Source organism: Streptomyces sp. NPDC045778 (assembly GCF_056431945.1).
In genome coordinates this window covers 152,738-179,184 of the sequence record NZ_JBWKJZ010000007.1, presented here as the reverse complement: position 1 = coordinate 179,184, position 26,447 = coordinate 152,738, and the positions used below count along the sequence as shown (strand labels likewise).

Here is a 26,447-nt window from a genome sequence, read left to right as displayed (position 1 = left end):
GGACGTGACGGGGCGTGCGGGGTGTGCGGTACGCGATGCGCTGTTCAGCCGTGGGCGGTGGGGCTGCCCAGGAGGCGTACGGCGGCGGCGAACAGGGCGAGCGCCGCCGCCGTACAGCCCGCGAGCTGGGCCGTGTCCGCGGGCAGGTCCGACAGACGGGGGAGCGCCGTGGCCGCGGCTGCCGCGCCCAGGCAGAGCGCGGCGGACGGCCAGGCCACGCCGAAGGCCTGGAGCAGCAGCGCCGTCCACAGGGCCGCGCCCAGGGCGAGCAGCGGGCCCGGCGGGGTGTCGGTCAGCGGGAGGCCCGCGCCGAGGGACGCCAGATAGGCGGCGACGCACAGGCCGAGCGCGCGGGCGGCGCGCAGCCGGAAGCCGAGCGGGGTGGTGGAGGCCCGCAGCGCGCCTGCCGCGAGCCCCCGGAAGCGGTAGAGCAGCCACTCGGCGGGGCCCATGCTGAGGGTGAGCACGATGACGGCGTACGGGTCCTCAAGGCCCGCGGCCGTCGTGAGGGTCCCGGCGGCGAGCCCGAACAGGCCGTAGGGCAGCGAGCGGACCAGGGGCGGCGGGGCCCCGGGCGCCGGGGCGGTGGCCAGGGCGGTCCGCAGGGCGAGCCCGGCCGCGCCCGTCGAGAGCAGCACGGTGAGCACCGGCAGGCCCAGGCCGACGGCCGGCGGCGGGTGCCCCCAGGGCAGCACGGCCGCGCCCGCCACGACGGGCAGCAGCGCGACGGCGAGCCGGCGTTCGTGGCCGAGCACGAGGAGCACGCCCGCCGCCGCCAGATAGCAGGACTGCCCGGCGGCGAACACGGCGGCGGGCCCGGGCCCGGCCACGGCGAGCCCGGCGAGGGCCGCGCCCCCGACCCCGGGCGGAGCGCCCCGCAGCAGGGTGCGCGCCGCCTCATGACGCCCCGTCACGAGGCGTACGTACGCCCGGTGGCTGAGCGCCTGCGACCAGGCCCAGGACACGAGGGCGGCGGCGATCAGGCCGTGCGGGCCCGCGTCGCCCCAGGCGCCGGACGCGAGGAGGTAGGCCGCGCCGGGCAGCGCGAAGAGCAGGGCGCGCAGGGCGCACTTCGCGTGGTCGGGCCGCCACGGGTCGGGTGGCGGCGGCGGGTCGGGGTGGCGGCGCGGCACCCGCAGGTACAGGGCGTCGGCGAGCGCGAACAGGTCGCGGTGGCCGTACTCCTGCTGGACCCGCTCGCCGGTCATGCCCTGCGACTCCAGGACCGCGGCGACCTCGTCGGCGTGCACGGCGGCCCCGATGTCGTCGGCCAGCTCGGCCGCGAGCGCGTCGACGGGGTCGTCGGGGCGCGCGGGGCGCAGGCCCGCGGGGCGGGGCGGGGACCCGGAGGGGCCGCCCGTGGCGGCGGGGCAGGACGTCAGGCGCCGCCGTGCCGCGGGCGCGGGCGCGGGGTCGGCCCTGGCCCAGGAGGGGCGCGGGCGGCCGGGCGCGGCGCCGGGGGCGTGGTCGGGCAGCGCCCAGGACGGGCGGCGGCGCAGGGCGAGCCCGTCGACGCCGTCCTGGTGGGGTGGCAGGGCCAGGGGTCCGCTCATCCGGCCGCCTCGCTTCCGGCGAGGCCGTAGGCGGCGGGGCCCGCCGCGCCGGGCGGTCCACCGGCACGGGGCGCGGGGCCCGCCGCCAGCTCGTGGTAGATCTCCCGGAACGCCTCCACGGTCTGCCGCAGCGTGAACTGCTCGATGACGCGGAGCCGGGCCGCCGCGCCCATCGCGGCACGGCGCCCCGGGTCCGAGAGCAGCTCCACGGCCGCGTCCGCCATGGCCTCCGGGGCGCGCGGCGGCACCACGAGCCCTGCCGGGCCCACGGCCTCGCGGACGCCGCCGACGTCGGTGGAGACCGTGGCGCGGCCGCACGACATGGCCTCGATGAGGGTGAAGGGGAAGCCCTCGCTGATGCTGGACAGCATCACCACGTTGCCCGCGGCGTAGGCGTCCCTGATGTACTCCACACGGCCCTCGAAGGCCACCGAGTCCGCGTGGCCGAGCGCGGCCGCCAGGGCCGCGCAGCGCTCCCGGTAGGCCTCGCCGCCGCGCGGGGTGCCGCCGAACAGGCGCAGCCGGGCGTCCGGTACCCGCTCCTTGACCAGGGCGAAGGAGCGGATCAGCGTCTCCAGGTCCTTGATCGGGTCCACCCGCCCGGCCCAGCTGAGGGTGGGCGTGGGCGGCTCGGGGCCGGCGGGCGGGAACGCCTCGGGGTCCACGCCGTTGTAGACGGTGCGGATCAGCGCCGGGTCGGCGCCGCCGCGCTCCTCCCAGAGCCGGTTGTAGCGGTTGCCGGGCGTGATCAGGGACGCGCCGCGGTACGACTCCTCGGCGAGCAGCCGGAAGAAGCCGAGCAGGACCGCCTTCACCGGCCAGCGGTAGGGGCCCGTGCGGTAGCCCAGGTAGCGCTCGCGCAGATACACGCCGTGCTCGGTCAACAGCAGGGGCACGCCGTGCAGGTGACGGGCCATCAGGCCGGGCAGCACCGCGATGCCGCCGCTCACCGCGTGTGCCACGCCGTGCTCCGGCGGGCGCGCAGCGAGCGGCCGCAGGGCGTGTTCGAGCAGGTGGGTCGCGGTGACGGCGTCGTGCAGGGTGGGCCGCGCCGCGGCCACCGCGAGGCCCGGCGCGCGCCACACCGCGGCGAGCACGCCGACCGCGCCGTCGCCGCGCAGCGCCGGGGAGAGGGCGCCGTCCCGGGCGTACCCGGCCAGGGCGTACAGAGCCGGGGCGAAGGCGCTCCCGGCGGTGGGGTCGAGCAGGGCGGTGAGGAGGGCCTCGTAGTGGGCGAGGAGGTCACGCCGCGCCCGGCCCCGCGGGGCGCGCCCGGCCGGGGCGGGGCCCCACATGGGCAGACAGACCGGCTGGGCCACGTGCGGCGGCAGCTCCCAGGCGAGGGGCTCGCGCCCGGTGCCGGTCACCGCGAGCACGCCGAAGTCGACATCGGGCATCCCCCGCACCAGCTGGTCGCACCAGACGCTGACGCCGCCGTGGCTGTGGGGGTAGGTGCCCTCGGTCAGCAGCGTGACGCGGGTGCGCCCGGGCGTGCCGGGCGGGGGTGCGGGTAACGGCACCGTCGCGGACGGTGTGGGCATGGGTGCGGCTCCCCGAGTGATGTCGCGGGTGGCGGGCGGCGGCGCGCCGGGGCGGGTGGGGGGCGCGCCGTGTCGCCTTGGTGCGTGAGGGGCGGGGCCCCGCTGAGCCCCGTGGTGCTCAGCGGCCGGCCGCCCGGCCCGCGGGAGGCGTGGTCGGCAGCGTCAGGGTCACCTTGTCCTGGAGCGGCCCGGGGGAGACCCAGCCGGAGGATCTGCCCGCGTACGGCGTGCCGAACGTGTCGCTGCCGCCGCCGAGTTGCCGCCGCGTCCCGGTGGGCATGGTGGCGGTCGCGGCGACCCCCTCGGGCGCCTGGACGGTCACCGTGTCACCGATGCGGTACGCCGTGACGTGCCCGGCGTCCAGGGCCGCGTCCCAGGCCGCGCGGGAGCGCAGCTCGGCCCCGATGTCGGCCATGCGCGGGTTCACCAGCGGCGCGGACTTCGCGTACAGCGCGTCGTAGGTGTCGAGCACCTGGTCGAGGACGGGGTAGGCGATGCGGTCCTCGGCGAGGTTGGACTGGTGGATGAAGTGCGGCCGCGGATCACCCGACAGGGCGTGGCCGAGCGCGGTGGCGGACTCCACCGGCACGATGTGGTCCTCGTACCCGGTCTCGGTGTCGAGCGGCTCGTCCAGACAGGTCATGACCGGTGAGTTCTCGCACAGGCCGCTGCCGCCGTCGGACGTGCGGGTGTAGATCCAGTTGTACTCGTCCACCTGCTCCTCGACGCGGCCCGCGTTGTAGAAGACGTTCATGGGGTGGCGCGGCACCGTCAGGGCGGGCCCTGCCTGGCGCTGGGCGGGCTCGCGGGAGTTGTCCGAGCCGAGCCAGCGCACGTCGTTGTCGCGCAGCGCGGGGGCCAGGTTCGGGTTGTCGTCGGGCTGTTGCGGCAGGACGCGCAGGCCCGAGTGCTCGCCGGTCACCAGCTCGCCGTCGTCCAGCGGAAGCCGGGCGCGCCCGCCCCAGGCGCGGTTGCGGGATATCTGGTCGTCGATCTCGGTCCGCGACACGTACTTCGTACTGCCGTCCCCGTTCTTCGCGCAGCTCCAGGGCACCTTGGAGACGTCCTGCTGGCAGCCGAGGAACGGGTGGTCGTAGGTGTGGTTGACCCAGCGGAAGGAGCCGCTGTCCTCGACGAGGTGGTCGGCGAGCGGGTCCTCGCCGTCGTTCTCCTCGCGGTACAGCTCGCTGCCGCCGCCGTTGTAGGCCATGTCCAGCGGCAGGCCCCGCCGCTCGGACCACTCGGCCGCGTACTCGGCGTCCTCGGGGGTCATCCGGATGCCGTCCTGCCGGCCCTGGCCGGGCTCGCAGTCGACGTCGCCCGGGGTGCAGTTCAGGTCCGGGTCCCAGCGGTCGTCGGAGCCGAAGACGTCGTCGACGTGCACCGCGAAGTAGTTCCGGGACGCGCCGACGCGCACGCCCCGCGTCATCCAGTCGACCACGCCCCGGGCGAGCAGCTTGAACTGCCGCTGGTGCTGGTTGTAGATGAACGTCACCACCAGCTCGCGCCGCCCGTCGCGCCGGTACTCCCCGACGAGCGAGCCGCGCCCCGAGCCGCCCGGGACCGCCGCGTCCACGTACGGGGTGAAGTCGGCCCCCGGCGCAGGACGCGCCAGGTAGCCGTAACTCTCGCTCACAGAGGGCGAGTTGTCCTCGAACGGCACGGCCCCCGCCAGATAGCCGAACGGGCCCGTCCTGCCCGCCGCGGTGACCTCGGCGCGGACGCCGTCGAGCGAACCGCTGTACTCCGGTGTCCGCAGGCCCACTTGAGGGCGGGCGTAGGTGTAGGCGTCCACCTGCGGGATGTCGTACGTCCGCTCGTACGCGGCGAGCGCGGCCGACTCGGCCGAGCCGGCGCCGAACGGGTTGTCGTCGGGCAGCACGACGGCCTGGAACCTGGCGCGCGGCCTGCCGTCCACGGTGTCCGCGAGGAAGGCCGCGTCGATCGTCGGCCGACCGCTCTCGCGCAGGTCGACGGCGGTGAACGGCGTTCCCTGGGCGTCGAGTTCGGCGGCGAGCGCGGCGGTCGCGGGGCCGCCGTCGGTCACCACCAGGACGCGTAGGTCGATGCGGGGCTGCTCCGCGGCCGCCACGGGCCGGGCGGGCAGCGAGAGCGCGATGAGCAGAGCGCCGGCCCCGAGTGCCGCCGCCCGTGCGGTGCGATTCATTCTGGTTGTGGTCCCCTCCGCGGTCGGCTCGCGCCGGTGTGGTGACCGCGCGATCCGCCCCCCAACGGCACGCACACACCGATCGCGGTACGTGTCCGTGCCACTCTGACGCGTCACATGGTGCGACTCCGCTGTGGGTGGTGTGCCGATTCTGTGAGATCTGGCGGAAAAGAGCGGGCAACCACCGTGTGGTGTGTGAAGGAGCGCGTGGGGAGGATGGGGTTCGACGGAGTGGTGGCCTCTGCCCGGTCGCCGGGGGCCCGTGGCCGCTCACGGGGGTCGGGTCTGCCTCGCCGCCGAAGTGGTTGGCGTCCGCAGGTAAGGGGCGTGCGCGGGGCGCGTTCAGCGTTGGCCGCGCTCCCGTGGCTCGCGCGGGAACCGGCCACGTCCGGACGGTCGCGGCAGGCCGGGCGGAATCCCGGAAAGTGCCTGCTGACCTGCGGGGGTTCCGGGATGCGGGAAGAGCGCCTCCGGCCTCACGGCGCGGCCTTGCGGGGGCGCCCCATTGCGCGCCGGCGTCCCGTGGTTCCCGTGCCGGGCGGGCGGCGGAAATTGGTGCGGACCATTGGTGCCGCCGCCCCGCCCCGCTCTGTCAGGCGCTGGTCTTGCGCACCGCCGTCACCGCCTTGCGGGCGGCCACCAGGACGGGGTCCCAGACCGGGGAGAAGGGGGGTGCGTAGCCGAGGTCCAGGGCCGTCATCTCCTCGACGGTCATCCGGGCCGTCAGCGCCACCGCCGCGACGTCGACTCGCTTGGCCGCCCCCTCGCGCCCCACGATCTGCGTCCCGAGCAGCCGCCCGGTCCTGCGCTCCGCCAGCATCTTCACCGTCATCGGGGCCGCGCCGGGGTAGTAGCCGGCCCGGCTCGTCGACTCGATCGTCACCGCCTCGTAGCGCAGGCCCACCGCCCGCGCGTCCTTCTCGCGCAGGCCCGTGCGCGCGATCTCCAGGTCGCACACCTTGCTCACGGCCGTGCCGACGACGCCGGGGAAGGTGGCGTAGCCGCCGCCCACGTTCGAGCCGATGACCTGCCCGTGCTTGTTCGCGTGCGTGCCGAGCGCGATGTGCCGCTGCTGCCCGGAGACCAGGTCGAGGACCTCCACGCAGTCGCCGCCCGCCCAGACGGCCCCGTCCGCGACGGGCCCCCGCACGCGCATCGAGAGGTCCGTGAGCAGCCCGCCGTGCTCGCCGAGCGGCAGCCCCGCCGCCCGCGCCAGGTCCGTCTCGGGCCGGACGCCGATCCCGAGCACCACCACGTCCGCGGGGTACTCGGCGTCCTCCGTCGCGACGGCCCGCACCGCGCCGTCCGCACCGGTGAGGATCTTCGTGACGGCCGCGTCGTTCACCATCGTGATGCCCATGCCGGACATCGCGTCGTTCACCAGACGGCCCATGTCCGCGTCCAGGGTCGACATCGGCTGCTCGCCGCGGTTGACGACCGTCACCTCGTAGCCCCGGTGGAGCAGTGCCTCGGCCATCTCCACGCCGATGTAGCCCCCGCCGACCACCACCGCCCTGCGCCCCCGCGTCGCGCCGAGCCGGTCGAGGAGCGCCTGGCCGTCGCCCAGGGTCTGCACCCCGTGCACGCCCGGCGCGTCGATGCCGGGCAGGCGTGGCCGCTGGGGCCGCGCGCCGGTGGCGATCACGAGCTTGTCGTACGCCGTCCACTCCTCGGCGCCCGAGCCGAGGTCGCGCGAGCGCACCCGCCGCCGGGCCGGGTCGATCTCCGTGACCTCCGTTCGCATCCGCAGATCGATCGCGCGCTCCCGGTGCTCCTCGGGCGTGCGCGCGATCAGGTCTTCGCGCTCGGAGACCGCGCCGCCGACCCAGTACGGGATGCCGCAGGCGGAGTAGGAGGTGAAGGAGCCGCGCTCGAACGCGACGATCTCCAGCTCCTCGGGCGCCTTGAGTCTGCGTGCCTGGGACGCCGCGGACATGCCCGCCGCGTCACCACCGATGACCACCAGTCTTTCGCTCATGTGTCCACGCTACGTCGCCGGTCAACGCACGCGTCGCACGCCCGCGTTGCCGCCGGGTCCGGGCCGGGCGGCAGTACCCGGCCCGGACCGGGCCGCCTCAGGAACCGTCCGGCGCCGGAGGCGTGACCTCCGGCGCCCGGGGCGTGCCCGTCGGCCGCACCGTGCGCCCCCGGCCCCACCGCAGCCACGCCGCGCCAAGGAGCGCCGCGCCCGCCACGAACGGCAGCGCCGCGCCCAGGGCGACCGCCGCCCAGCGCAGCATCGTCACGAACGCGCCCCAGCCGCCCGCGAGGGCGTCCACGACGGTCGGATCGTCGTCGTCATCGCCGTCGGGCCGCCCCGCGGGGGACTCGGTGAGCGTCAGCGTGACGGTGGCGAGCGCCGTGCGGTCCTTGAGCGAGGCCTGCCGCGCGAGCAGCGCCTCCAGGTCCGCCTGACGCGTGCTCAGCTCGCCTTCGAGCGACACGATGTCGCTGATCTTCGTGGCCTTGTCCATCAGCTCCCGCACCCGCGCCACGCTCGCGCGCTGCGTCCTGACGCGGCTTGCGACGTCGACGACCTCCTCGGTGACGTCCTCGGCCTTGGCGGTGCGCGAGACGAGCCTTCCCGTGCCCGTCAGGTCGGACAGGAGCCGCGCGTACCCCTCCTGCGGCACGCGCAGGACGACCCGCGAGCGCTCCCTGCCGTGCCGGTCGCGGTCCGTGGTCTCGTCGCCGACCAGGCCGCCCGCCCCCTCGGCCGCCGCGCGGGCCCGCTCAAGGGCCTTCGGCACGTCCCGTACGCGCACGGTCAGCGACGCGGTGCGGATGATGTGCGGCCCGTCGAGCCGCGGGCGCTCGCCCGGCTTCCCCGCCCGCCCAGGGCCCTTGCCGCCTGGCTCCGCCGCCCTGCCCTTCCCGCCGGCACTCGCCGCCTCGTCGGGGAACTCCGCGGCGCCGTCCCCGCCCCGCTGCTCGGACCGGGCCGCGCCGGCGCCCGCGGCCTTCCCGTCGCCGCCCGCCTCGTCGCCGCCCGTCTCGCACCCCGTGAGCGCGAGCGCCCCCGCGAGCAGCGCGACGGCCGGCGCCGGCACGCCCCTGCATGTCCTGGCCCTCGACATGTCGTACCCCCGAGCTAGTCGTGACTGTGCCCCTACGACGCGCCGGGCGCGCGGCGCGTTCGGCCCGTACGGTCCCGAAGAGGTCCCGGCGCGGTCACGAACGGGACTCGCCCCGGCGGGAGACGCCCGGCGGGCGCCGCCGGGCGGTCTGAGACAGTGGGGGCATGCGCGCAGCGGACACAGCTACAGAGCAGGGACACGCAGGTCAGGACCGTGCGGGACGCGCGGCCCACGTCGTGGTGGTGGGCGGCGGCATCGCCGGGCTCGCCGCCGCGCACCGGGCGCTCGCGACCGGGTCCCGGGTGACCGTCGTCGAGGCCTCCGAGCGGGTCGGCGGCAAGCTGCTCCCCGGCGAGATCGAGGGGGTACGGGTCGACCTCGGCGCCGAGTCGATGCTGGCCCGCCGCCCCGAGGCGGTCGCGCTCGCCCGCGAGGCCGGGCTCGCGGACGCGCTCCAGGCGCCCGCCACCGCGAGCGCCTCGCTGTGGACGCGGGGCGCCCTCGTGCCCATGCCCAAGGGGCACGTGATGGGCGTGCCCGGCGACCCGTCGGTGCTCGCCGGGGTGCTGTCGGGCGACGGGCTGCGGCGCGTCGCCCAGGACGCGGAGCTGCCGCCCACCGAGGTCGGCGAGGACGTCGCCGTCGGCGCGTACGTGGCGGCCCGCGTCGGCCGCGAGGTCGTGGACCGCCTCGTGGAGCCCCTGCTCGGCGGGGTGTACGCGGGAGACGCGTACCGCCTGTCGCTGCGCCTGGCCGTGCCGCAGCTCTACGAGGCCGCGCGCACCCACACCTCTCTGCTCGACGGCGTCCGGGACATCCAGGGCCGGGCCGCCGCGCGGCAGCAGGACGGGCCGGTGTTCATGGGCATCGCGGGCGGCGTGGGCCGGCTGCCCCTCGCCGTCGCCGACGCGGTGCGCGCGCGGGGCGGCGAGATCCTGCTCTCTGCCCCGGCGGAGGCGGTGCGCAGGACGCCCGAGGGGTGGGAGGTCCGCGCGGCGGGCCGGGTGCTCGCGGCGGACGCCGTGGTGCTCGCCGTCCCCGCCCCGCACGCCGCGCGGCTCCTCGACCCGGTGTCCCCGGGCGCCGCCGCCGAGCTGCGGGCCGTCGAGTACGCCTCCATGGCCCTGATGACCCTCGCCTACCGGCGCGCCGACGTGTCCCTGCCCGAGGGCAGCGGCTTCCTCGTGCCGCCCGTGGACGGCCGGACCATCAAGGCGTCCACGTTCGCCTCGCAGAAGTGGGGCTGGATCGCCGACGAGGACCCGGACCTGGTCGTCCTGCGCACCTCGGTGGGCCGCCACGGCGAGGAGAAGGACCTCCGGCGCGACGACGACGAGCTGGTCGACGTCTCCCGCGGCGATCTGCTCGCCGCGGTCGGCCTGACCGCGCGCCCCGTCGCCACCCGCGTCACGCGCTGGCACGACGGCCTGCCGCAGTACCCCGTCGGCCACCACGCGCGCGTGGCCCGCGTCCGCGCGCACGTGGGCCGCCTCCCCGGCCTCGCCCTGTGCGGGGCGGCGTACGACGGGGTCGGCATCCCGGCGTGCATCGCCAGTGCGTACGCCGCCGTCGACCAGCTCGGCGGCGACTCCTCCGGGGCCGAGGAGCTGACGGCCAACCCGGTGCAGAGCCTCCACGGCGGCGCGGGAGAATAGCCTCATGAGTGACGACGCCCCCGCCAAGATCCCCAACGCCGGCAAGAAGGCCAAGGACCTCAACGAGGTCATCCGCTACACCCTGTGGTCCGTCTTCAAGCTGCGCGACGTCCTGCCCGAGAGCCGCCTCGGGTACGCGGACGAGGTCCAGGACCTGTTCGACAAGCTGGCCGCCCAGGACGTCACCGTCCGAGGCGTCTACGACGTGTCCGGGCTCCGCGCCGACGCCGACGTCATGATCTGGTGGCACGCGGAGACCAGCGACGAGCTGCAGACCGCGTACAACCTCTTCCGCCGTACCAAGCTCGGCCGCGCCCTGGAGCCGGTCTGGTCGAACATGGCGCTGCACCGCCCGGCCGAGTTCAACAAGTCGCACATCCCGGCGTTCCTCGCCGACGAGACGCCGCGGAACTACGTGAGCGTCTACCCCTTCGTGCGCTCCTACGACTGGTACCTGCTGCCCGACGAGGACCGCCGCCGCATGCTCGCCGACCACGGCAAGATGGCCCGTGGCTACCCCGACGTGCGCGCCAACACGGTCGCCTCGTTCTCCCTCGGCGACTACGAGTGGCTGCTGGCCTTCGAGGCCGACGAGCTGTACCGCATCGTCGACCTCATGCGTCACCTGCGGGCCTCCGAGGCCCGGATGCACGTCCGCGAGGAAGTGCCGTTCTACACCGGCCGCCGCAAGTCCGTGGCGGACCTGGTGGAGGGGCTCGCCTGAGCGCCGCGCTGCCAGACGGCCCGCGGGCCTGGCGTCTTCGCCCGGGCCGCGGGCCGCGGCTCCGGGTGGGGGCCGCACTCCGCGTGCCGGTCCGGGAGGCGGCCCTCCAGCAGGTACGCGTCGAGGTAGCCGTTGACGCAGGCGTTCGCGCCGCCCGCGATGCCGTGCGTGCCCGCGCCGCGCTCGGTCACCAGGACCGAGCCGAAGAGCCGCTCGTGCAGCTCCCGTGCGCCCCCGTACGGCGTCGCCGCGTCCCGCTCGGCGGCCAGGATCAGCGTCGGCGGCAGCGTGCCCGCCGGGGCCCACACGTCCACCGGCCGCTGCCGGGGCGCGGGCCAGGAGGCGCACGGCAGGTTCATCCAGGCGTTGTCCCAGGTCTCGAAGGGGGCCGTGCGCGCGAGGTCCGTGTTGTCGCGGTCCCACACCGCGAAGTCGGTGGGCCAGGAGGCGTCGTTGCACAGCACCGCGGTGTACACGGCGTTGCCGTTCTCGTCCTCGGCCGCGGCCCCCGGCCTCGGCCCCGCCTGCTCGACCAGCGGCCGGGGGTTGCCCTTGAGGTACTGCGACAGGGCGCTCGCCCGCATCGGCCAGTAGTCGTCGTAGTACCCGGCCTGCAAGAACGCCGAGTGCAGCTGGTCGGAGCCGACCGTGCCGCCCGCGGGCTCGCGGGTCACCGCCGCCCGCACCTTCTCGTACGCGCGCCGCACGGCCTCCGATGTCGTGCCGAGGCCGTACGTCCTGTGATGCTTGGCCACCCACGCCCGGAAGTCGGCCCAGCGCCGCTCGAACGCGGCGGACTGGTCGAGGTTGTTGGCGTACCAGATCTGCTCCGGGTCCGGGTTCACCGCCGAGTCGAACACCATGCGGCGCACGTGCGTGGGGAACAGCGTCGCGTACACGGCGCCGAAGTACGTGCCGTACGAGGCGCCCATGAAGGTCAGCTTCTCCTCGCCGAGCGCGGCGCGCAGCACGTCCAGGTCCCGGGCGTTGTTGAGCGTGGTGTAGTGCGGAAGGGCGTCGCCGGCCCGCTCGGCGCAGCCGCGCGCGTACGCCCGGGCCCGCTCGATCCGCTCCGCCTTGTCCGCCGGGCCCGGGTGGACCGGCGAATGCGTGGGCGCCTTCGTGAACTCCTTCGGGTCCTGGCAGGACAGCGGCGCGGAGCGGCCGACGCCGCGCGGGGCGTAGCCGACGAGGTCGTACGCGGCCGCCAGGCGGCGGAACTCCGGCAGGGCGCGGACCAGCGGGAAGTACATGCCGGACGCGCCGGGCCCGCCCGGGTTGAACACGAGCGCGCCCTGCCGCGCCACCCGGTGGCGTCCCGCCCTGCCACTGGCCTCCACGCGGCTGACGGTCAGCTTGATCTGCTTGCCGCCGGGGTCTGCGTAGTCGAGCGGGACCGTGACGGTGCCGCAGCGCACGGACGGGGGCAGGCCCTCCGCCGCGGGGCAGGCCCCGAAGCGGATGCCCGTGGCGCGGGCGCGCTCGGCGGCGACGGCGGTGCCCCGCTCCTCCGCGGCCGGCTGGGGGAAGGAGTGCGCGGGGGCGGCGACGAGGGCGGACAGGACCAGGGATCCTGCGGTCCCGTACAGGGCGGCTGTGGTTGCTCTCATCGCGGTTCTTGACCCTTTCGCACAGCAAAGCGTGAAATGTGACGAAAGGGATATTTCGCTCGGCGGTCGACGAAGTAAAGGACCGGTCCGCCGGTGTCGGCTCAATGACACTCTTGGCGCGTGGAGCGATAGCCGTCGAGGTTCGGGTCCCGGTGCGAGAGCGCGGCGCGCAGGCCCGGGTCGTTCAGGGCGCGCACCCCGCGCACGGCGAGCGCCGTGAGGTCGTCACGCGACGGCAGCGCGCCGAGGAGCAGCTGCCCCGCGGGCGAGGCCCAGCGCGAGGCGGGCACCTCGAAGCGGGCGATGGCCAGACAGCTCAGGGTGAGCAGCAGCGGCAGCGCGAACCACACCGCGACCGGCAGCTCGTCGCCCTGCCCCTGGCCGGGGAGCAGCGTCGCGCACGCCCCGAGCACGGCGATCGCGGCCGCGGCGGCCCGCACCTGCCGCAGCGCGCCCGCGATGCCGGACCGGGAGCCGTCCGGCACGGCGAGCCCCGCCGCGACGAGCCGGTCGGCGAGCGCCCGCACCGCGTCCGCGGTGGCCGTGGCCCGGCGCACCGGCGGGATCCGCGACTGTCCGCCGGGGCCGATCGCGCCGAGCACCGACCGCTCCATCGGGTCGTCCCCGGCCTCGCCGCCGGCCGGTTCCACCACCGTGGCCCAGCCGGTGTGCGCGAGCAGCAGCCGCCGCCGGCGCGCCATCGACACCAGCGCCACGTCGGCCACGCGCCCGGGCCCGCCGGACAGGAACGCCGCCTCGTAGAGCGTGAGGCTGCGCTCCGGCCGGGGGCTCCTGGCCTCGGCGGCCGCGGCGTGCACGGCGGCCAGGCACAGGCGCCCGCAGGACAGGGCGGCGACGGCACAGGCGAGGAGCAGCAGCGGAACCCAGAACATGCCGGTGTTTCTATGTGAACCTCCGGTGACGGCGCCAGCGGAATTCCACGATGCGGACGAGGATCACACGCCTCAGGGCCGGGGCCGGGGCCGGGACACGGCGGGCGGCAGCGTGAAGCTCGGCGTCGGCGTCACCGGCGCGGCGGCGGGCGGCGAGCCGCCCGGCCCTTCGACGGGGCCCGGCGGCGCCGGGGAGCGGGTCGCGGGCTGCGGGCCCGAGGTCGCCGCGTCCCGGGCGATCCCGTCGAAGTCGACGAGCCCGGTGGCCTCCAAAACCTTGATGTGGTCGAGGACCGTGGTGTTCGCGTCGTCGGCCAGGGCCCGCACCAGCGAGTTGCGGGTGGTGGCGCGGACCTGGGCGACGACGGCGAAGACCTTGCCGTGCGCGAGCCGAAGGACGTTCGCGAACTTCTCGTCGTACGCCGCGCCGCGCGCCGCGCTCAGCTCGGCCAGCCAGCGCCGCTGCTGGGCCGTGGGCTGGCTGGGCAGTTCGAGGCGCAGCTGGGACGCGACCTCGCGGACGCGGGCGTCGAGGAAGGTGTGCCCCTCCACGAGGTGCTCGCCCGCGGTGTGCACGGCCTGGGTGGTGCCGCGCTCCCCGGCCTGCTGCCCGGCGGGCAGCTCCCACAGGCCCGCGAGCCGCACCTTGGTGACGAAGTCCCGGTCGAGCGCGGACAGCGGCCCGAACGCGGTCGACTCGGTCTGCGCGTTGAGCGTGTCGAGGCCGGTGCCGGACCGGTCCTCGTAGGACCACACGGGATAGACCAGCGCGGCCAGGGTGACGACGAGCCCCACGAGCACGAGTCCGCTGCCGCTGATGAGCCCGCCGCCACGGATGAGCCCGCTGCCGCGGCCGGGTCCGCCGGGGGTGAGTCCGCCGCGGGTGAGCCCGCCGCCGCGGATGAATCGGGATCGCATGAAGCCTCCTGTAACGCCTGTGCACGCTAATGCGTGCCGGAGGCCAGGGGCCGCGTTACCGGGCGAGGTACGTCAACGTCCGTACGGGGGCGTGCACGTGAGGCGGTCGCGCACGCCCGAGGGATGCGGCAGGGCGGGCCGCGACGGGGCACACCGTCGCGGCCCGGGCGGCCGGTGCCGGGGGCACGGGGGTCAGTCGCCGCCTCCGCCGCAGCCGCCCCCGCAGCTCGACCCGCAGCCGCCTCCGCCGTTGCAGCCGCTCCCGCCGCTGCCGCAGCCGGAGCCGGAGCCGCGGGAGTCGCTGTCGCCGTCGCGGCGCGCGGTGCCGCAGCTCGACCCGCCGCAGCCGGTGCCGCCCGCGCACCAGGCGACGGGGGCGGCGGGCACGGCCGGGGCATGGCCGGCGCGCAGGTGCCGTGCCCGCGCGAGCTGCTCGCGCAGCTCGGCGTCCTCGACGCCGCGCAGTCCGCGCACGGCGACCGCGTGCGCGGCGCCCCGCTCGTCGTCGCGGGTACGGCTGCGCAGCAGGTGGAGGGCGAAGCGGCCCCTGGAGGTCGCCCGGTCCCCCGCCACCCGGAAGCAGAGCACGCCGACGGCGCCGCCGAGCAGCACCGCGAGGGCCACCTGGAGGTCCGAGTACGCGGAGTTGGACCTCCCGACCGAGGACGTCAAGGCCAGGACGAGACCGAACGGCACGCCCGCGACGCACAGATACAGATACGCGGTGATCCGGCGCCGCCAGGGCCGCAGCGGGCCCGGCGGCACCATCAGGCCGCGGGCGGCGAGCCCGTCCCCGAGCGCCTGCACGGCCGGGGCGCGCATCACCGCGGCGCGCAGCCCGTGCAGGGCGCCGGTGGGCGCGGCGGCGTACGCGGCGAGCACCGCGGCCTCCACCGGATGGCGGGCCACGGCTCCCGGCGCGGCGCCGACGACGCCGGGGTGCGCGACGGTGAGCCGCCCGTCCGCGTGCAGGGCGGCGAGCGCGGCGTCGGCGGCGCGGCCGGGCCCGCCCGCGAGGAAGGCGGCCTCGTACGCGTCCTTGAGGGCGCCCCGCGGCAGGCCCGCGCGGGCCTGCCGCGGATGGCGCCGCCGGGTCACGAGGACCCCGGCCACGACGGCGGCGCACGAGGCGGCGACGAGCAGGAAGTAGCAGACGGCCAGGGCCTCGGCGGCCGGGTCGGACAGGGCGGTCTGCGTCAGGTGGGTGCGGTGCATGGCTGGTCCCCCGAGAGCGGTGCGGCGTCGGCGCGGGGCGACGGGTCAGCGGAGTGCCCGGCCGCGGCGCAGCGCGAGCCGCGCCGTGCGCAGCCAGCGCGTCACCGGGCGGCCCGTCAGCGGGCGCGGGCCCGAGCGGTCGAGCCACCAGTGGGTGAGGCGGCCGCGCGCCGCGGCGTCCTCGGGGCGGCCCGCGAGCAGCAGGTGCTCGGCGAAGGACAGCGCGTCGCGGCGGTAGCCCGCCGTCATCGGCCGCCCGGCGGCGTAGGCGCGGAACTCGCCGCGGTACGCGTCCCCGAGGATCTCCGGCAGCTCCGGGGCGACCTTCGCCACCACGTCCGCCCGCTTGGCGGCGAGCGCCCGGCCCTGCACCCCGAGCCGCGCCCGGTCGAAGCCCTCCGGCGCGGGCGTGCCGGCGACGAGCGCGGACAGGAGGGACGCCTGCGCGAGGGCCACGCGCTCGCGGGCGGTGGCGAGGGCCTCGGCGTCCGTGGCCCGCGCGGCGGCGGCCCGGGCGGCGGCGGCCCGGGCGGGGGCCGCCGGGGCGTCGGGGCCCGCGGCGGCCCTGGCCGTGGCCACCGTGGCGCGGATCGCGTCGAGTTCGCGCTCCAGCTCGCCGGGCGCGGGGAAGTTCTCGTCCCGCTCCAGGAGCACGCCCGGCGGCTCCGCGCGCGCGGCCAGATCCGCGAGGATGTCGAGGACCGGCCGCGGCACCGGGTGCGCGTGGCTGTCGTGCCAGACGCCGTCCCGCTCGAAGCCGCCCGCCACGTGCACGTACGCGAGGGCCTCCACGGGCAGTTCGGCGAGCGCCTTGGCGGGGTCCTCGCCGCGGTTCACGTGGTTGGTGTGCAGGTTCGCGACGTCGATGAGCAGCCGTACGCCGGTCCGCTCCACCAGTTCGTAGAGGAACTGGCCCTCCGTCATCTCCTCGCCGGGCCAGGAGATCAGGGCCGCGATGTTCTCCACGGCGAGCGGCACGGGCAGGGCGTCCTGCGCGATCCGGACGTGCTCGCACAGCACGGCGAGCGCGTCCCGGGTGCGCGGCACCGGAAGCAGATGCCCCGCTTCGAGCGGCTGCGAGGCGGTGAGCGGCCCCCCGGCCCGTACGAAGGCGATGTGCTCGGTGACGAGCGGCGCGCCAAGGGCTCCGGCGCGCTCCGCGAGCGCGGCGAGGCGCCCCTCGTCCGGCCGGTCGGCGCCGCCGAGCCCCAGCGAGACGCCGTGCGGCACGACCGTGACGCCGCGCTCGCGCAACCGCGTCAGGGACGCGGGCAGATGCCCCGGGCAGACGTTCTCCGCCACGACCTCGACCCAGTCGATGCCCGGCATGCGCTCCACCGCGTCCGCGATCTCCGGCCGCCAGCCGATCCCCGTACCCAACCGCACCATCGTTGCCCCCCCGTGTCGTCTTTCCTCGTCCCGTGACGCGCCTTCGCATCCTCCTTCGACGCCGGAGTCATGACCGCGACAGGGCGGCCCGAACCTTCTGATCAGCGGGTTCAGAGCTATATTTGAGGTTCGGGCCGGTCGGTGTTGACCGTGCCCGGGGGCGCGGGCGAGGGCCGCGAGGTGCCGGAGACGTCACCGCTCGGTCCCGCGGGGGCGGGCTCCGGGGGCGGGCCGCCGGGCGGCGGGGGGCCGGTGGGGCTGGCCGTGGCCGTCGAGGCGTTGCCGTTGGCGATCGCGTCGAAGTCGACGAAGCCGGTGCCCTCCAGCATGGTGATGTGGTCGAGGACGGTCTGGTTGGCGTCCGAGGCGAGCTGGCGCACCAGCGAGTTGCGGGTGCTGTCCCGCACCTGCGCGATCAGGCTGAACACCTTGCCGTGCGCGACGCGCAGCAGGTTGGCGAACTTGCGCTGGTACGTCTCGCCGCTCGCCTCCGTCAACTCCTTCAGCCAGCCCTGCTGTTGCTCGTTGGGCTGGTTGGGCAGCTCCACGTTCAGCTGCGCGGCGACCCCGCGCACCCGCTCGTCGAGGTCGGTGTGCCCGACGATCAGGTGGTCGCCCGCCTCCTTGATGGCCTTGGTGGGCGCGCGCTCCACGGCCTGCTGCCCGGCGGGCAGCTCCCACAGGCCGGCGAGCCGCACCCGCACGAGGAAGTCCCGGTCCGTGGCCGACAGCGGGCCCCAACGCGTCGATACGCTCCCGGCGCTGAGGTTCGCCTCGCCGGTGCCGGAGCGGTCGGCGTACGACCACACGGGGAACGCGAGCGCCCCCACGGTGACGACGAGGGCCGCGATGATCAGGGCCGTGCCGTTGATGTGCCTGATGGGCATAGTGCGCCGCAAGGTGCCTCCCGGGCCGCAACAGAACCGCTGACCACGCCACTTGGTGGTACGCGAAGGTACGGGAGGGGTGGGGAAGGTGTTCACCCCTGGGCCCCGCTGTGACGGGAGTCACGCGCCGCCCGCTGCGACCGAGGGAGCCCCGTCGCTCCGCCCCCGCGGGCAGGGGAGTCGTCGGTGGGGTCAGGTGGTCCGGAGTGCGGGGTGGTCGGCGACCACCGTGCAGGAGCCGGGGGCGATTTCCGTGTAGCCCGCGTCGCGGACCACGGGGAGGCCGCTCGCGGTCAGTTCGCGCCAGCGGGCGGGCGGGGCCGTGCGCACCGCCAGGGGGAAGCCCGCGTCCCGCCACGCCGCCCGGTCCGCGGCCGTCAGGTCCCACCAGGCCAGCTGCGCGCCGTGGCCCGCCTGGGCCATCGCCTTGCCCGCCGACATCGTCACCTCGGGGCTCAGCCAGAGCACCGGCGTGCCCGGCTCCGGGTCGAGCGGCGGCTCCGGGTCGTCCAGGTCCGTGCCCGACACCTGGAGGCGGGCCAGGTCCTTGGGCCAGCCGTCCAGCGGCACCGGCGGATAGACGCGGACCTCCGCCGACTTGCCCGCGACCGTGAGGCCGTCGAGGGCCTCCGCGCGGCGCCACTCCGCGCCCTTCGCCCTGCGCACCACCTTGCGGATCCGGGCGTCCTGCCAGTCCGTCATCGCCCGCGCCCACGGCCCGTCGCCGAGGGAACGCTCGTCGCTGAGGATCGTCAGGACCGCGCGCGCCGCCGTCTCCAGGGCGTCCGTACGCGCCGGGGGAGCCGCCCGCTCGATGCGCGCCACGAGCGGCAGCACGAACTGCGGCGCCTCGTCACGCTCGCTCGGCTCGGCACGGAAGGGACTGTCGGCCTGGGGTTCGTAAGCACTCACCGCAACAGTCTGCCAGGGACGCCCGACAGCGCCCCGGGCCCGGTGCGCGAGGATGGGACGCATGGGAAGCACGGGGGGCATCGGCAGTGGACCAACGGACCTCGCGATACGGCTCGACGGCGCGGGCCGCCGCTACGGCCTGCGCGGCCCCTGGGTGCTGCGCGGCGTCACCCTCGGCGTGCGCGCCGGGACCCTGACCCGCGTCCAGGGCGCGAACGGCACCGGCAAGTCCACGCTCCTGCGGCTCCTCGCCCGCATCGACGCCCCGACCGAGGGCCGCGTCCACGGCCGCCCCCGCACCGCCTACGTCCCCGAACGCTTCCCGGCCGCCCTGCCGTTCACCGCGGCCGGCTACCTCACGCACCTGGGCCGCGTGCACGGCCTGACCCGCGCGGCGGCGGCCCGGCGCGCCCACGCGTGGCTCGAACGCTTCGGCGCCGCGGGCCACGCGCACACCCCCCTGTCCGAACTGTCCAAGGGCAGCAGCCAGAAGGTCGCCGTCGCCCAGGCCCTGCTCGCCGAACCCGGCCTGCTCGTGCTCGACGAGGCGTGGACGGGCCTGGACGCCGCCGCCCGCGACGTCCTGGACCGCGCCGTCGCCGAGCACGCGGCCACCGGCGGCGCCGCCGTCTTCGTCGACCACGACCCGCGACGGCTCGCCGGGCTCGCCGACGAGACGTACGAGATCTCCGGTACGGGGGTGGAGCGCCGCGCGGAGCAGCCCGCCCGGGCCCTGGCCGCCGCGGGCCCCGCCGTGGTCATCGAGGTGCGCGGCCCGCGCGGCGCCCGGCTGCCGCCCGGCCTGCCGGGGACGGCCGAGCCGGGCCCGGAGCCGGACACCCGGCGCCTGATCGTCGCGCGGCCGCACTCGGACCTGGCCTTGCGGGAACTCCTGACGGCGAGCCCGCCCTGGCACGTCATCGGCGTACACGCGGCGCGGGAGGAGCGATGACGACGGCCCTGCTGCGGTACCAGACGGCCCTGCTCCTTCGCTCCCAGCGCTGGCTCGCGCCGGTCATCCTCTACGCGGTCTTCCTCGCCGTCGGCGTCCAGGGCGGGCAGCCCGTGCTCGACTCGCTCGCGTACGCGGCGGCGGCCCTGCTGCCCGTGACGGCCTGGCTCGTACGGATCTGCGTCACCAACGAGCCGCCCGCCGCGCGCGGCTGCACCGCCGCCGCCGCGGGACCCGGCCGCGCGCACCTCGCCGCGCTGCTCGCCGCCTTCCTGGCCGCGAGCGCCCTCGGGACGGCCGCCGCCGTGACGGTGGCCGCCATCAGCGACGCGGCGAGCACCGACCACCAGACCGCCGTGGCGCGTGGCCCCGCCGCCGCGACGGGGCTGCTCGCGATGCTGGTCAGCGCCCTGCTCGGGACGGCCGTCGGCGCCCTCACCAGCCGGCCGCTGCTGCGCTCGCCGGGGCGGGCCGTCCCGGCGCTGCTGCTCGTCGCGCTCCTGGCGCTCGTCACCACCGGCTCGCCCGCGAAGTCGGTCCTCACCGACCTCACGCGGGGTTCACGCGACGGTGTGGTGCCGCTGCCGGTGGGAGCGGTCGCGGCGGCCCTCGCGGTGACCGCGGCGGCGGTGGCCCTCGCCTGCGGGGCCTGCGCGCGCCGGGAGTGAGCCGGAGAGGCCCTCAGCCGTCCTGGTGCCGGGCACGGGCGGCCCCGATCTGCTCCGACACGCGGACCAGGCGGAAGCCCCGCTCGCGCAGCTCCGGCACGATGCGGCGCAGCGCGCGCTCGGTGGCGGGGGCCGCGCTGCGCGTGCAGTGCATCACCACGACCGAGCCGGGGCGCACGTCCCGCAGGACCTGCCGGGCCACCGCTTCCGGGTCCGTCGCGAACGCGTCGCCGCTCACCACGTCCCACTGCACCGCCGTGACCCCGCCCGGGGCCAGGGCGCGCAGCGCGGCGCGGTCGTAGCAGCCCCCGGGGAAGCGGAAGTACGGCACGGTCCGGGTGACGCCCGCCCGCCGGAAGGCGGCGAAGGCGCGCTCCACGTCGGCGCGCATGCGCTCACGGGGCAGCGTGGGCAGGCCGTAGCAGTCCGCGGTGAAGGCGTAGTGGCTGTAGGAGTGGTTGGCCACCTCGAAGAGCGGGTCGCGGCCGATGTCCCGGGCCTGGGCCGGGTACTCCTCGGCCCAGCGGCCCGTCATGAAGAACGTCGCGGGGACCTTGAGGCGGCGCAGCGTCGCCACCAGGGCGGGATCGTCGAAGCGTTCGCCCGCGGCGGCCCGGGGGCCCTGGTCGGCGGTCATGTCGGCGTCGAAGGTGAGGGCCACTGCGGGCCGCTCCGCCCTGCCGGGCGCCCTGCTGAACACCGGGGTCAGGCCCTGCGGGCCCGGCGCGAGGGTGGGCGGCGCGGTGTGCGGGCGGGCGGGCGCGGCGGACCGGCCGGGCGGGGCCGCGGGGGTGCCGGGGGCGGTGCCGCAGGCCGTGAGGGCGGCCCCGGCGAGGGTGAGGACAGCGGTCCACTTCTGGAGACGAGTGATCACACAGGGACAGTATCCGCATACAAGCGGTAAATCGGTTAAGTGACGGGGTGTCCTCGCGGGGCCCGTTTGGCCAGGTGGGCTCGCTGTGGCATCGTCCTGGTGGCGCCCATCGGCGCCGAGGGGACCCCGAGGAGTTGACGAGTCGTTGATGGCTGAGAGTTCTGGGAGTTCTGGGATCTCTGGGACTCCCGAGATGCCCGACATCAGCTGGACCGAGCCCGCCGGGCCCGGGGCCGAGGCCACCCGCGGCGCCCGCTGGCATTCCGAGAGCGGGATGGCCGCCCCCAAGAGGGTGGCCGTCGCGGACGACCGCACGAAGGCCGACCAGGCCTACCGCCTGGCCTGCGAGGGCACCGCGCTGCTGTGGCGCGGCGACTACCAAGGCGCGCGCCAGCTCCTGAAGGCGCTGGGGCGGCGCCTGGACCGCCTCGCCCCGAAGCCGGGCTCGACCCCCGCGGAGACCTTCCACCGCCACCGCCAGTCCCGCGGCCACCGCGCCCGCGTGCTCGGCATGCTCCTCGTGGTCCTGGAGGACGACCACACGCTCGACTTGCGCCGCGCCCCGGACGTGCGCCAGGCCTGCACGGAGGCCTACGGCCCGCCCCAGGCGCGTACGGCCGTCTCGCTGCGCGAGCTGCTCGGTGTGATCGGCGCCCACGAGTGGCGCAAGAAGGGCGTGGAGATCCCGGCCACCGGCGGCCGCGTCCACCCGCACTACGGCGTCTTCTCACCGGTCCGCGGGGAGTACGTGGACCTGGTGGCCGCGGCCCCGCTGCCCGCGCTCGCCCGCCTTCCCGCCGGCACCGCCTTCGACCTCGGCACCGGCACCGGCGTGCTCGCCGCCGTCCTCGCCCGCCGCGGCGTCGGCCGGGTCGTCGCCACCGACAGCAGCCCCCGCGCCCTCGCCTGCGCCCGGGACAACGTGGACCGGCTCGGCCTGGCCGACCGCGTCGAGGTCGTCGACGGCGGCGCGCTGTACCCGCCCGGCCGCGCCGCGCTCGTCGTGTGCAATCCGCCCTGGCTCCCGGCCCGTCCGACCTCCGCGGTGGAGCAGGGCGTGTACGACCCGGACAGCGCGATGCTCAAGGCGTTCCTGGCGGGCCTCGCCGAGCACCTGGAGCCCTCGGGAGAGGGCTGGCTGATCATCTCCGACCTGGCCGAGCACCTGGGCCTGCGCACCCGGGACGACCTCCTGGACGCCGTCGCGGCGGCGGGACTCCGCGTCGTCGACCGGCACGACGCGAAGCCCCGGCACCCGCGCGCGTCGGACCCGGGCGACCCCCTCCACACGGCCCGGGCCGCCGAGATCACATCCCTGTGGCGGCTCGCCCCCGCCTAGAGTTCGGCAGCGCCCCGAAGGGGCGCGGGGAACTGCGCGACCAGCCACGACGAAGCCGCAGTCGAGCGACGACCCGTCACGGCGATCCCAGCGAAGCGCCACCGTGCCAGGGGCCCCTCACCGCGAACGTCGTCCCGGGGGTGTAGCAGTTCACGTACATCGTGCGGTGGTCGGGTGAGAAGGCGACGCCCGCGAACTCGCCCCACTCGGGGTCCTGCGGGGTGCCGATGGTCTGCGCGTTGCGGGCCATCGCGTACACGCGGCCGCCGCGCGTCACGCCGTACACGTGCTGTGTGCCGCCGCCGTCCTCGCACACCATCAGGCCGCCGCTCGGGGCCAGGCAGATGTTGTCGGGGGACTCGCCGGGCAGCTGGACGTCCGTGTCCGGGCCGAAGACGATCACGAGGGTCAGACAGCGCCGCGCGGGGTCGTAGCGCCAGACCTGGCCGTAGTGGTCGCCCGCCGAGCCCTCCGTTCTGCGCGCGTAGCTGGACACGAAGTAGACGCAGCGCCCGCCCCAGTAGCAGCCCTCCAGCTTCTGCGCGTGCGTGATGCCCTCCGGGCCGAAGTCCTGGTGGCGGATGGGCGTGGACACCGCCAGCGGATCCGGTACGTCGACCCACTCGACCCCGCCGAAGGACGCGCCGGTCTCCTGGACCGCCGACAGGTCGGGCAGGCCCGGTACGCGCATCGCCTGGAGCCGGCCGCCCGCGCGCAGGGAGCCCCTGCCGCCCCCTGGCCGCTTCGGCAGGAAGCGGTAGAACAGGCCGAACGGCTTCTGGAAGGCGTCCTCGGTCTCGTACACCACACCGCGCCACGGGTCGACCGCGACCGCCTCGTGCTGGAAGCGGCCCATGGCCGTCAGCGGCACGGCCCCGGTGCGGCGCGGGTCGACGGGGTCGACCTCGAAGACGAAGCCGTGGTCCTTGGTGTAGCCGTTCGTCCCGGCCTTGTCCTCGGTCTCCTCGCAGGTCAGCCAGGTGCCCCAGGGGGTCGGGCCGCCCGCGCAGTTGACGGCGGTGCCCGCGATGGCGACGCGCTCGCCGACCACGTCGTCGTCGCGGTCGAGGGCGAGCGCCGTGCAGCCGCCCTTGGCGGCCGGGTCGTAGGTCAGGCCCTTGACGGTCGGTACGCCGATCTTCGCGGTGACGCGGTTCTCGTGGTTGCGCACCAGGTGGACGCCGCCGCGCCGGCCCCGGAAGGCGGCCATGCCGTCGTGGTTGCTCGGCACCCTGCCCTCGCCGGAGCGCAGCGGGTCGCCCTCGCGGGACAGGACCTTGTAGGAGAACCCTTTCGGCAGGTCGAGGAGCCCGCGCGGGTCGGGCACGAGCGGGCCGTAGCCCGCCCTGCCCTGGGCGGCCGCGGTGGCCGTGCCCGCGAACAGCTCGGACAGGGCGCCGGTGAAGGCGATGGACGCCCCCAGCGCGCCGGTGCGGGCGAGTACGTGTCGTCTGGTCGCGCTGGGTCGATTTCCGGACATGCGGGCAACCTCCTGCTGGCGGACAGGACATGACCCGCTTGTGTGTACCACGCGTCTCAGCCGCGCACGAGCCCCTTGGCGTCGCGGGCCAGCGCCGTCAGCCGGGAAATCGCCCGGAAGTACTTCTTCCGGTAGCCGCCGTTGAGCATGTCGTCGCCGAACAGCCGGTCGAAGGGGACGCCGGAGGCGAGCACCGGCACCTCGCGGTCGTAGAGCCGGTCGGCGAGCACCACAAGGCGCAGCGCGGTCGACTGGTCGGGCACCGGTGCGACATCGGTGAGGCAGACCGCCGCGAGACCGTCGGTGAGGGCGCCGTACCGGCTCGGGTGGACGCGCGCCAAGTGCGCCAGGAGCTGCGGGAAGTCGTCGAGGCTCGCGCCCGCGGTCGCGTACGCGGCCTTGGTGACCTGCTCGTCCGTGTACGGGGCCGGGGCCTCGGGCAGACCGCGGTGGCGGTAGTCGTCGCCGTCGATGCGCAGCGTCTTGAAGTGCGCGGACAGGCCCTGGATCTCGCGCAGGAAGTCGGCGGCGGCGAACCGGCCCTCGCCGAGCTTGCCCGGCAGCGTGTTGGAGGTCGCGGCGAGCGCGACGCCCGCCTCGACGAGCTTGCGGAGCAGCGAGGACACCAGGACCGTGTCGCCCGGGTCGTCCAGCTCGAACTCGTCGATGCACAGCAGCCGGTGGCCGCTGAGGGTCGCGACCGTCTGCTGGAAGCCGAGCGCGCCGACCAGGTTCGTCAGCTCCACGAACGTGCCGAACGCCTTCAGCGAGGGCTCGGCCGGGGTGGCGTGCCACAGGGAGGCGAGCAGATGGGTCTTGCCGACGCCGTAGCCACCGTCCAGATAGACCCCGCGCGGGCCGGCGGGCGCGGCCTGCTTGGCCCGGCCGAACCAGCGGCGCTTGCCCGAGCCGCTCGCGTGCGCCCCGCCGAGCCCGGCCGCGAAGGCGCTCAGGACCCCGACGGCCTCGGTCTGGCTCGGCTGCTTCGGGTCCGGGATGTACGTATCGAAGCGGACCGAGTCGAAGCGCGGCGGCGGCACCATCTCGGCGACGAGGCGGTCCGCGGGCACGTGCGGCTCGCGGGCGCACAGGGCGAGGGGGCCCGCTTCGGCTATGGGGCTCTGCCCGGAGGCGGCGGTGGAGGCTGACACGTCTATCCACTCTAGGCCCGGCCCGGGACCGTGTAAGACTGCCGGGCATGCGACGCCTGTTCCCTGTGACCGATCAGACATCCGAAAACGCCGGAATGCCGGGTTCTGCCGTCGATCGTGAGTGGACGCTCGACGAGCTGGCCGAGGCCTACGCCTACCCGGACCGGGAGGGGCCCTGGCTGCGCGCCAACATGGTCTCCACCCTCGACGGGGCCGCCCAGCACGAAGGCCGCTCCCAGCCCATCTCCGGCGCCACCGACATGCGGATCTTCGGCGCCCTGCGGGGCCTCGCGGACGCGGTCGTGGTGGGGGCCGAGACGGTACGCCTGGAGGGCTACCGGCCGGCCAAGGCGCGGGAGGCCTTCGCCGCCCGCCGCGCCGCCGCCGGGCAGACGCCCGCGCCCGCCGTCGTCGTGCTCAGCGCGAGCCTCGACCTGGACTTCACCCTGCCGCTGTTCACCGCTCCGCTGACGCCGACCCTCCTGGTGACCGGCGCGGCGGCGCCCGCGGACCGGGTGGAGGCCGCGCGCAAGGCGGGCGCCGAGGTCGTGCTCGCGGGCGAGGGAGCGGGGGCCGAGCCCGCGCGGGTGGTCGCGGAGCTGGCCGAGCGCGGGCTCGCGCGGCTGCTGACCGAGGGCGGGCCGCGCCTGCTCGACCAGTTCGTGGCGGCGGGCGTGCTCGACGAGCTGTGCCTGACGGTGTCCCCGATGCTCACCGGGGGCGGGGCGCAGCGGATCACGGTCGGGCCCGGGGCGCCTGCGCCCGAGCGGTTCGTACTGGCGTCCGTGCTGGAAGAGGCCGGGTTCCTCTTCACCCGATACCGTCGGTCCTGAGAATCAGCGGAATCCCCCGTTCCGTTTGGCTTCGGCGGGGCACACTAAAGTGCGCAGCCCCCGCCTCGGAGCGGGGCAGGATGGTTTCCGCAGGGGCCTTGTCCACGGCCCACGGAGGAGAAGGGCGCCTGTCGTGTTCACAAGCGTATTGATGATCGAGAAGGCCCTGACGTCCGCCGACGTGGAGTTCGTCACGACCTTGCACGGCGACGAGCCGGTCACCTTCCACGTGCTCCTCCAGCCGCGCGGGGACCAGGCGGACCGGCTGCTGCGGGCGATCGACGACGTGGCACTCGGCGAGCTGGACGACGCCGTGCGCGAGGGGAGCGTCCCCGAGGGAGACGAAGCCGTCGGGCCCGGCGAGCAGGCCCTCCAGGTGTCCCTGGCCGCCCTGCGGGCGGCGGGCGCCGCGGCCGAGGGCAAGCTCATCGAGAACCACCCCCTCGACGCGCTGCGCGAGCTGGTGGACGACTGCGGGGCGGACGAGGTCATCGTGCTCACCGACCCGCACTACGTGGAGGAGTTCTTCCACCGCGACTGGGCGTCCCGGGCGCGGCACAAGGTCGGGGTGCCGGTGCTCAAGCTCTTCTCCCACAGCGAGAAGTAGCC

General features: G+C 75.9%; 22 protein-coding genes. 7 read left to right on the top strand and 15 right to left on the bottom strand.

Annotation, left to right across the window (positions count from 1 at the left end):
* Positions 1 to 44: 44 nt before the first annotated feature.
* The 5 genes from AC07GB_RS11725 to AC07GB_RS11705 form a co-directional block, all read right to left on the bottom strand.
* Positions 45 to 1,553: a hypothetical protein gene (locus tag AC07GB_RS11725; RefSeq protein ID WP_478844078.1), complete on the bottom strand. Its 1,509-nt coding sequence runs from the start codon at positions 1,551 to 1,553 to the stop codon at positions 45 to 47.
* Entirely contained in the window at positions 1,550 to 3,094 is a 1,545-nt protein-coding gene (gene pelF / locus AC07GB_RS11720) for a GT4 family glycosyltransferase PelF (RefSeq protein WP_478844076.1), read from the bottom strand. The genes AC07GB_RS11725 and pelF overlap by 4 nt, the downstream gene beginning before the upstream one ends.
* A 118-nt stretch (positions 3,095 to 3,212) precedes the next feature.
* Positions 3,213 to 5,261, bottom strand: a complete 2,049-nt coding sequence (locus AC07GB_RS11715) for a hypothetical protein (protein WP_478844074.1) — start codon at positions 5,259 to 5,261, stop codon at positions 3,213 to 3,215.
* Positions 5,262 to 5,853: 592 nt separating this feature from the next.
* The gene (locus AC07GB_RS11710) at positions 5,854 to 7,239 is read right to left on the bottom strand and encodes an FAD-dependent oxidoreductase (protein ID WP_478844072.1); all 1,386 of its coding nucleotides are present in this window, start codon (positions 7,237 to 7,239) and stop codon (positions 5,854 to 5,856) included.
* Positions 7,240 to 7,336: 97 nt separating this feature from the next.
* Entirely contained in the window at positions 7,337 to 8,311 is a 975-nt protein-coding gene (locus tag AC07GB_RS11705) for a DUF4349 domain-containing protein (RefSeq protein ID WP_478844070.1), read from the bottom strand.
* A gap of 191 nt (positions 8,312 to 8,502) precedes the next feature.
* Here AC07GB_RS11705 and hemG point away from each other — a divergent pair, with 191 nt between their 5' ends.
* Entirely contained in the window at positions 8,503 to 9,993 is a 1,491-nt protein-coding gene (gene hemG, locus AC07GB_RS11700) for a protoporphyrinogen oxidase (protein WP_478844068.1), read from the top strand.
* 4 nt (positions 9,994 to 9,997) lie between these two features.
* A complete protein-coding gene (hemQ, locus tag AC07GB_RS11695) occupies positions 9,998 to 10,717 on the top strand; it encodes a hydrogen peroxide-dependent heme synthase (protein WP_478844066.1) in 720 nt (239 codons plus the stop codon).
* On the opposite strand, the gene AC07GB_RS11690 is transcribed toward hemQ, so the two are convergent.
* The 7 genes from AC07GB_RS11690 to AC07GB_RS11660 form a co-directional block, all read right to left on the bottom strand.
* Complete coding sequence (locus AC07GB_RS11690; RefSeq protein WP_478844064.1) at positions 10,666 to 12,327, bottom strand: alpha/beta hydrolase; 1,662 nt, start codon at positions 12,325 to 12,327, stop codon at positions 10,666 to 10,668. The genes hemQ and AC07GB_RS11690 overlap by 52 nt on opposite strands.
* 101 nt (positions 12,328 to 12,428) lie before the next feature.
* The gene (locus AC07GB_RS11685; RefSeq protein ID WP_478844062.1) at positions 12,429 to 13,220 is read right to left on the bottom strand and encodes a TIGR04222 domain-containing membrane protein; all 792 of its coding nucleotides are present in this window, start codon (positions 13,218 to 13,220) and stop codon (positions 12,429 to 12,431) included.
* Between the two features lie 72 nt (positions 13,221 to 13,292).
* Entirely contained in the window at positions 13,293 to 14,138 is an 846-nt protein-coding gene (locus tag AC07GB_RS11680; protein WP_478844060.1) for a DUF4142 domain-containing protein, read from the bottom strand.
* A gap of 192 nt (positions 14,139 to 14,330) precedes the next feature.
* On the bottom strand, positions 14,331 to 15,353 hold the full coding sequence (locus AC07GB_RS11675) for a TIGR04222 domain-containing membrane protein (protein ID WP_478844058.1): 1,023 nt from the start codon (positions 15,351 to 15,353) through the stop codon (positions 14,331 to 14,333).
* A 45-nt stretch (positions 15,354 to 15,398) separates the two neighbouring features.
* A complete protein-coding gene (locus tag AC07GB_RS11670; RefSeq protein WP_478844056.1) occupies positions 15,399 to 16,742 on the bottom strand; it encodes an MbnB/TglH/ChrH family RiPP precursor modification enzyme in 1,344 nt (447 codons plus the stop codon).
* 116 nt (positions 16,743 to 16,858) lie between these two features.
* Entirely contained in the window at positions 16,859 to 17,623 is a 765-nt protein-coding gene (locus AC07GB_RS11665; protein WP_478844302.1) for a DUF4142 domain-containing protein, read from the bottom strand.
* A 198-nt stretch (positions 17,624 to 17,821) separates the two neighbouring features.
* The gene (locus AC07GB_RS11660) at positions 17,822 to 18,541 is read right to left on the bottom strand and encodes a peptidyl-tRNA hydrolase (protein ID WP_478844054.1); all 720 of its coding nucleotides are present in this window, start codon (positions 18,539 to 18,541) and stop codon (positions 17,822 to 17,824) included.
* Between the two features lie 61 nt (positions 18,542 to 18,602).
* On the opposite strand from AC07GB_RS11660, the gene AC07GB_RS11655 reads away from it, so the two are divergent.
* Together AC07GB_RS11655 and AC07GB_RS11650 are read left to right on the top strand one after the other, a co-directional pair.
* On the top strand, positions 18,603 to 19,493 hold the full coding sequence (locus AC07GB_RS11655) for an ABC transporter ATP-binding protein (RefSeq protein ID WP_478844052.1): 891 nt from the start codon (positions 18,603 to 18,605) through the stop codon (positions 19,491 to 19,493).
* Positions 19,490 to 20,161, top strand: coding sequence for an ABC transporter (locus AC07GB_RS11650; RefSeq protein WP_478844050.1), 672 nt, complete (start codon positions 19,490 to 19,492; stop codon positions 20,159 to 20,161). Before AC07GB_RS11655 ends, AC07GB_RS11650 begins: the two co-directional genes overlap by 4 nt.
* A 13-nt stretch (positions 20,162 to 20,174) precedes the next feature.
* On the opposite strand, the gene AC07GB_RS11645 is transcribed toward AC07GB_RS11650, so the two are convergent.
* Positions 20,175 to 21,035 (bottom strand): polysaccharide deacetylase family protein, encoded by an 861-nt coding sequence (locus AC07GB_RS11645; protein ID WP_478844048.1) that lies wholly within the window; start codon positions 21,033 to 21,035, stop codon positions 20,175 to 20,177.
* 193 nt (positions 21,036 to 21,228) lie between these two features.
* Between AC07GB_RS11645 and AC07GB_RS11640 the strand changes: the two genes are divergently transcribed.
* Positions 21,229 to 22,374 carry a methyltransferase gene (locus tag AC07GB_RS11640; protein WP_478844046.1) on the top strand — a complete coding sequence of 382 codons (1,146 nt, stop codon included), beginning with the start codon at positions 21,229 to 21,231 and terminating at the stop codon, positions 22,372 to 22,374.
* 76 nt (positions 22,375 to 22,450) lie between these two features.
* On the opposite strand, the gene AC07GB_RS11635 is transcribed toward AC07GB_RS11640, so the two are convergent.
* Both AC07GB_RS11635 and zapE read right to left on the bottom strand, forming a co-directional pair.
* Positions 22,451 to 23,854, bottom strand: a complete 1,404-nt coding sequence (locus AC07GB_RS11635; protein WP_478844044.1) for an alkaline phosphatase PhoX — start codon at positions 23,852 to 23,854, stop codon at positions 22,451 to 22,453.
* A 56-nt stretch (positions 23,855 to 23,910) separates the two neighbouring features.
* A complete protein-coding gene (gene zapE / locus AC07GB_RS11630) occupies positions 23,911 to 25,005 on the bottom strand; it encodes a cell division protein ZapE (protein WP_478844042.1) in 1,095 nt (364 codons plus the stop codon).
* Between the two features lie 47 nt (positions 25,006 to 25,052).
* Between zapE and AC07GB_RS11625 the strand changes: the two genes are divergently transcribed.
* Positions 25,053 to 25,838 carry a pyrimidine reductase family protein gene (locus tag AC07GB_RS11625; RefSeq protein ID WP_478844040.1) on the top strand — a complete coding sequence of 262 codons (786 nt, stop codon included), beginning with the start codon at positions 25,053 to 25,055 and terminating at the stop codon, positions 25,836 to 25,838.
* A gap of 133 nt (positions 25,839 to 25,971) precedes the next feature.
* The gene (locus tag AC07GB_RS11620) at positions 25,972 to 26,445 is read left to right on the top strand and encodes an indole-3-glycerol phosphate synthase (protein WP_478844038.1); all 474 of its coding nucleotides are present in this window, start codon (positions 25,972 to 25,974) and stop codon (positions 26,443 to 26,445) included.
* Positions 26,446 to 26,447 lie beyond the last annotated feature (2 nt).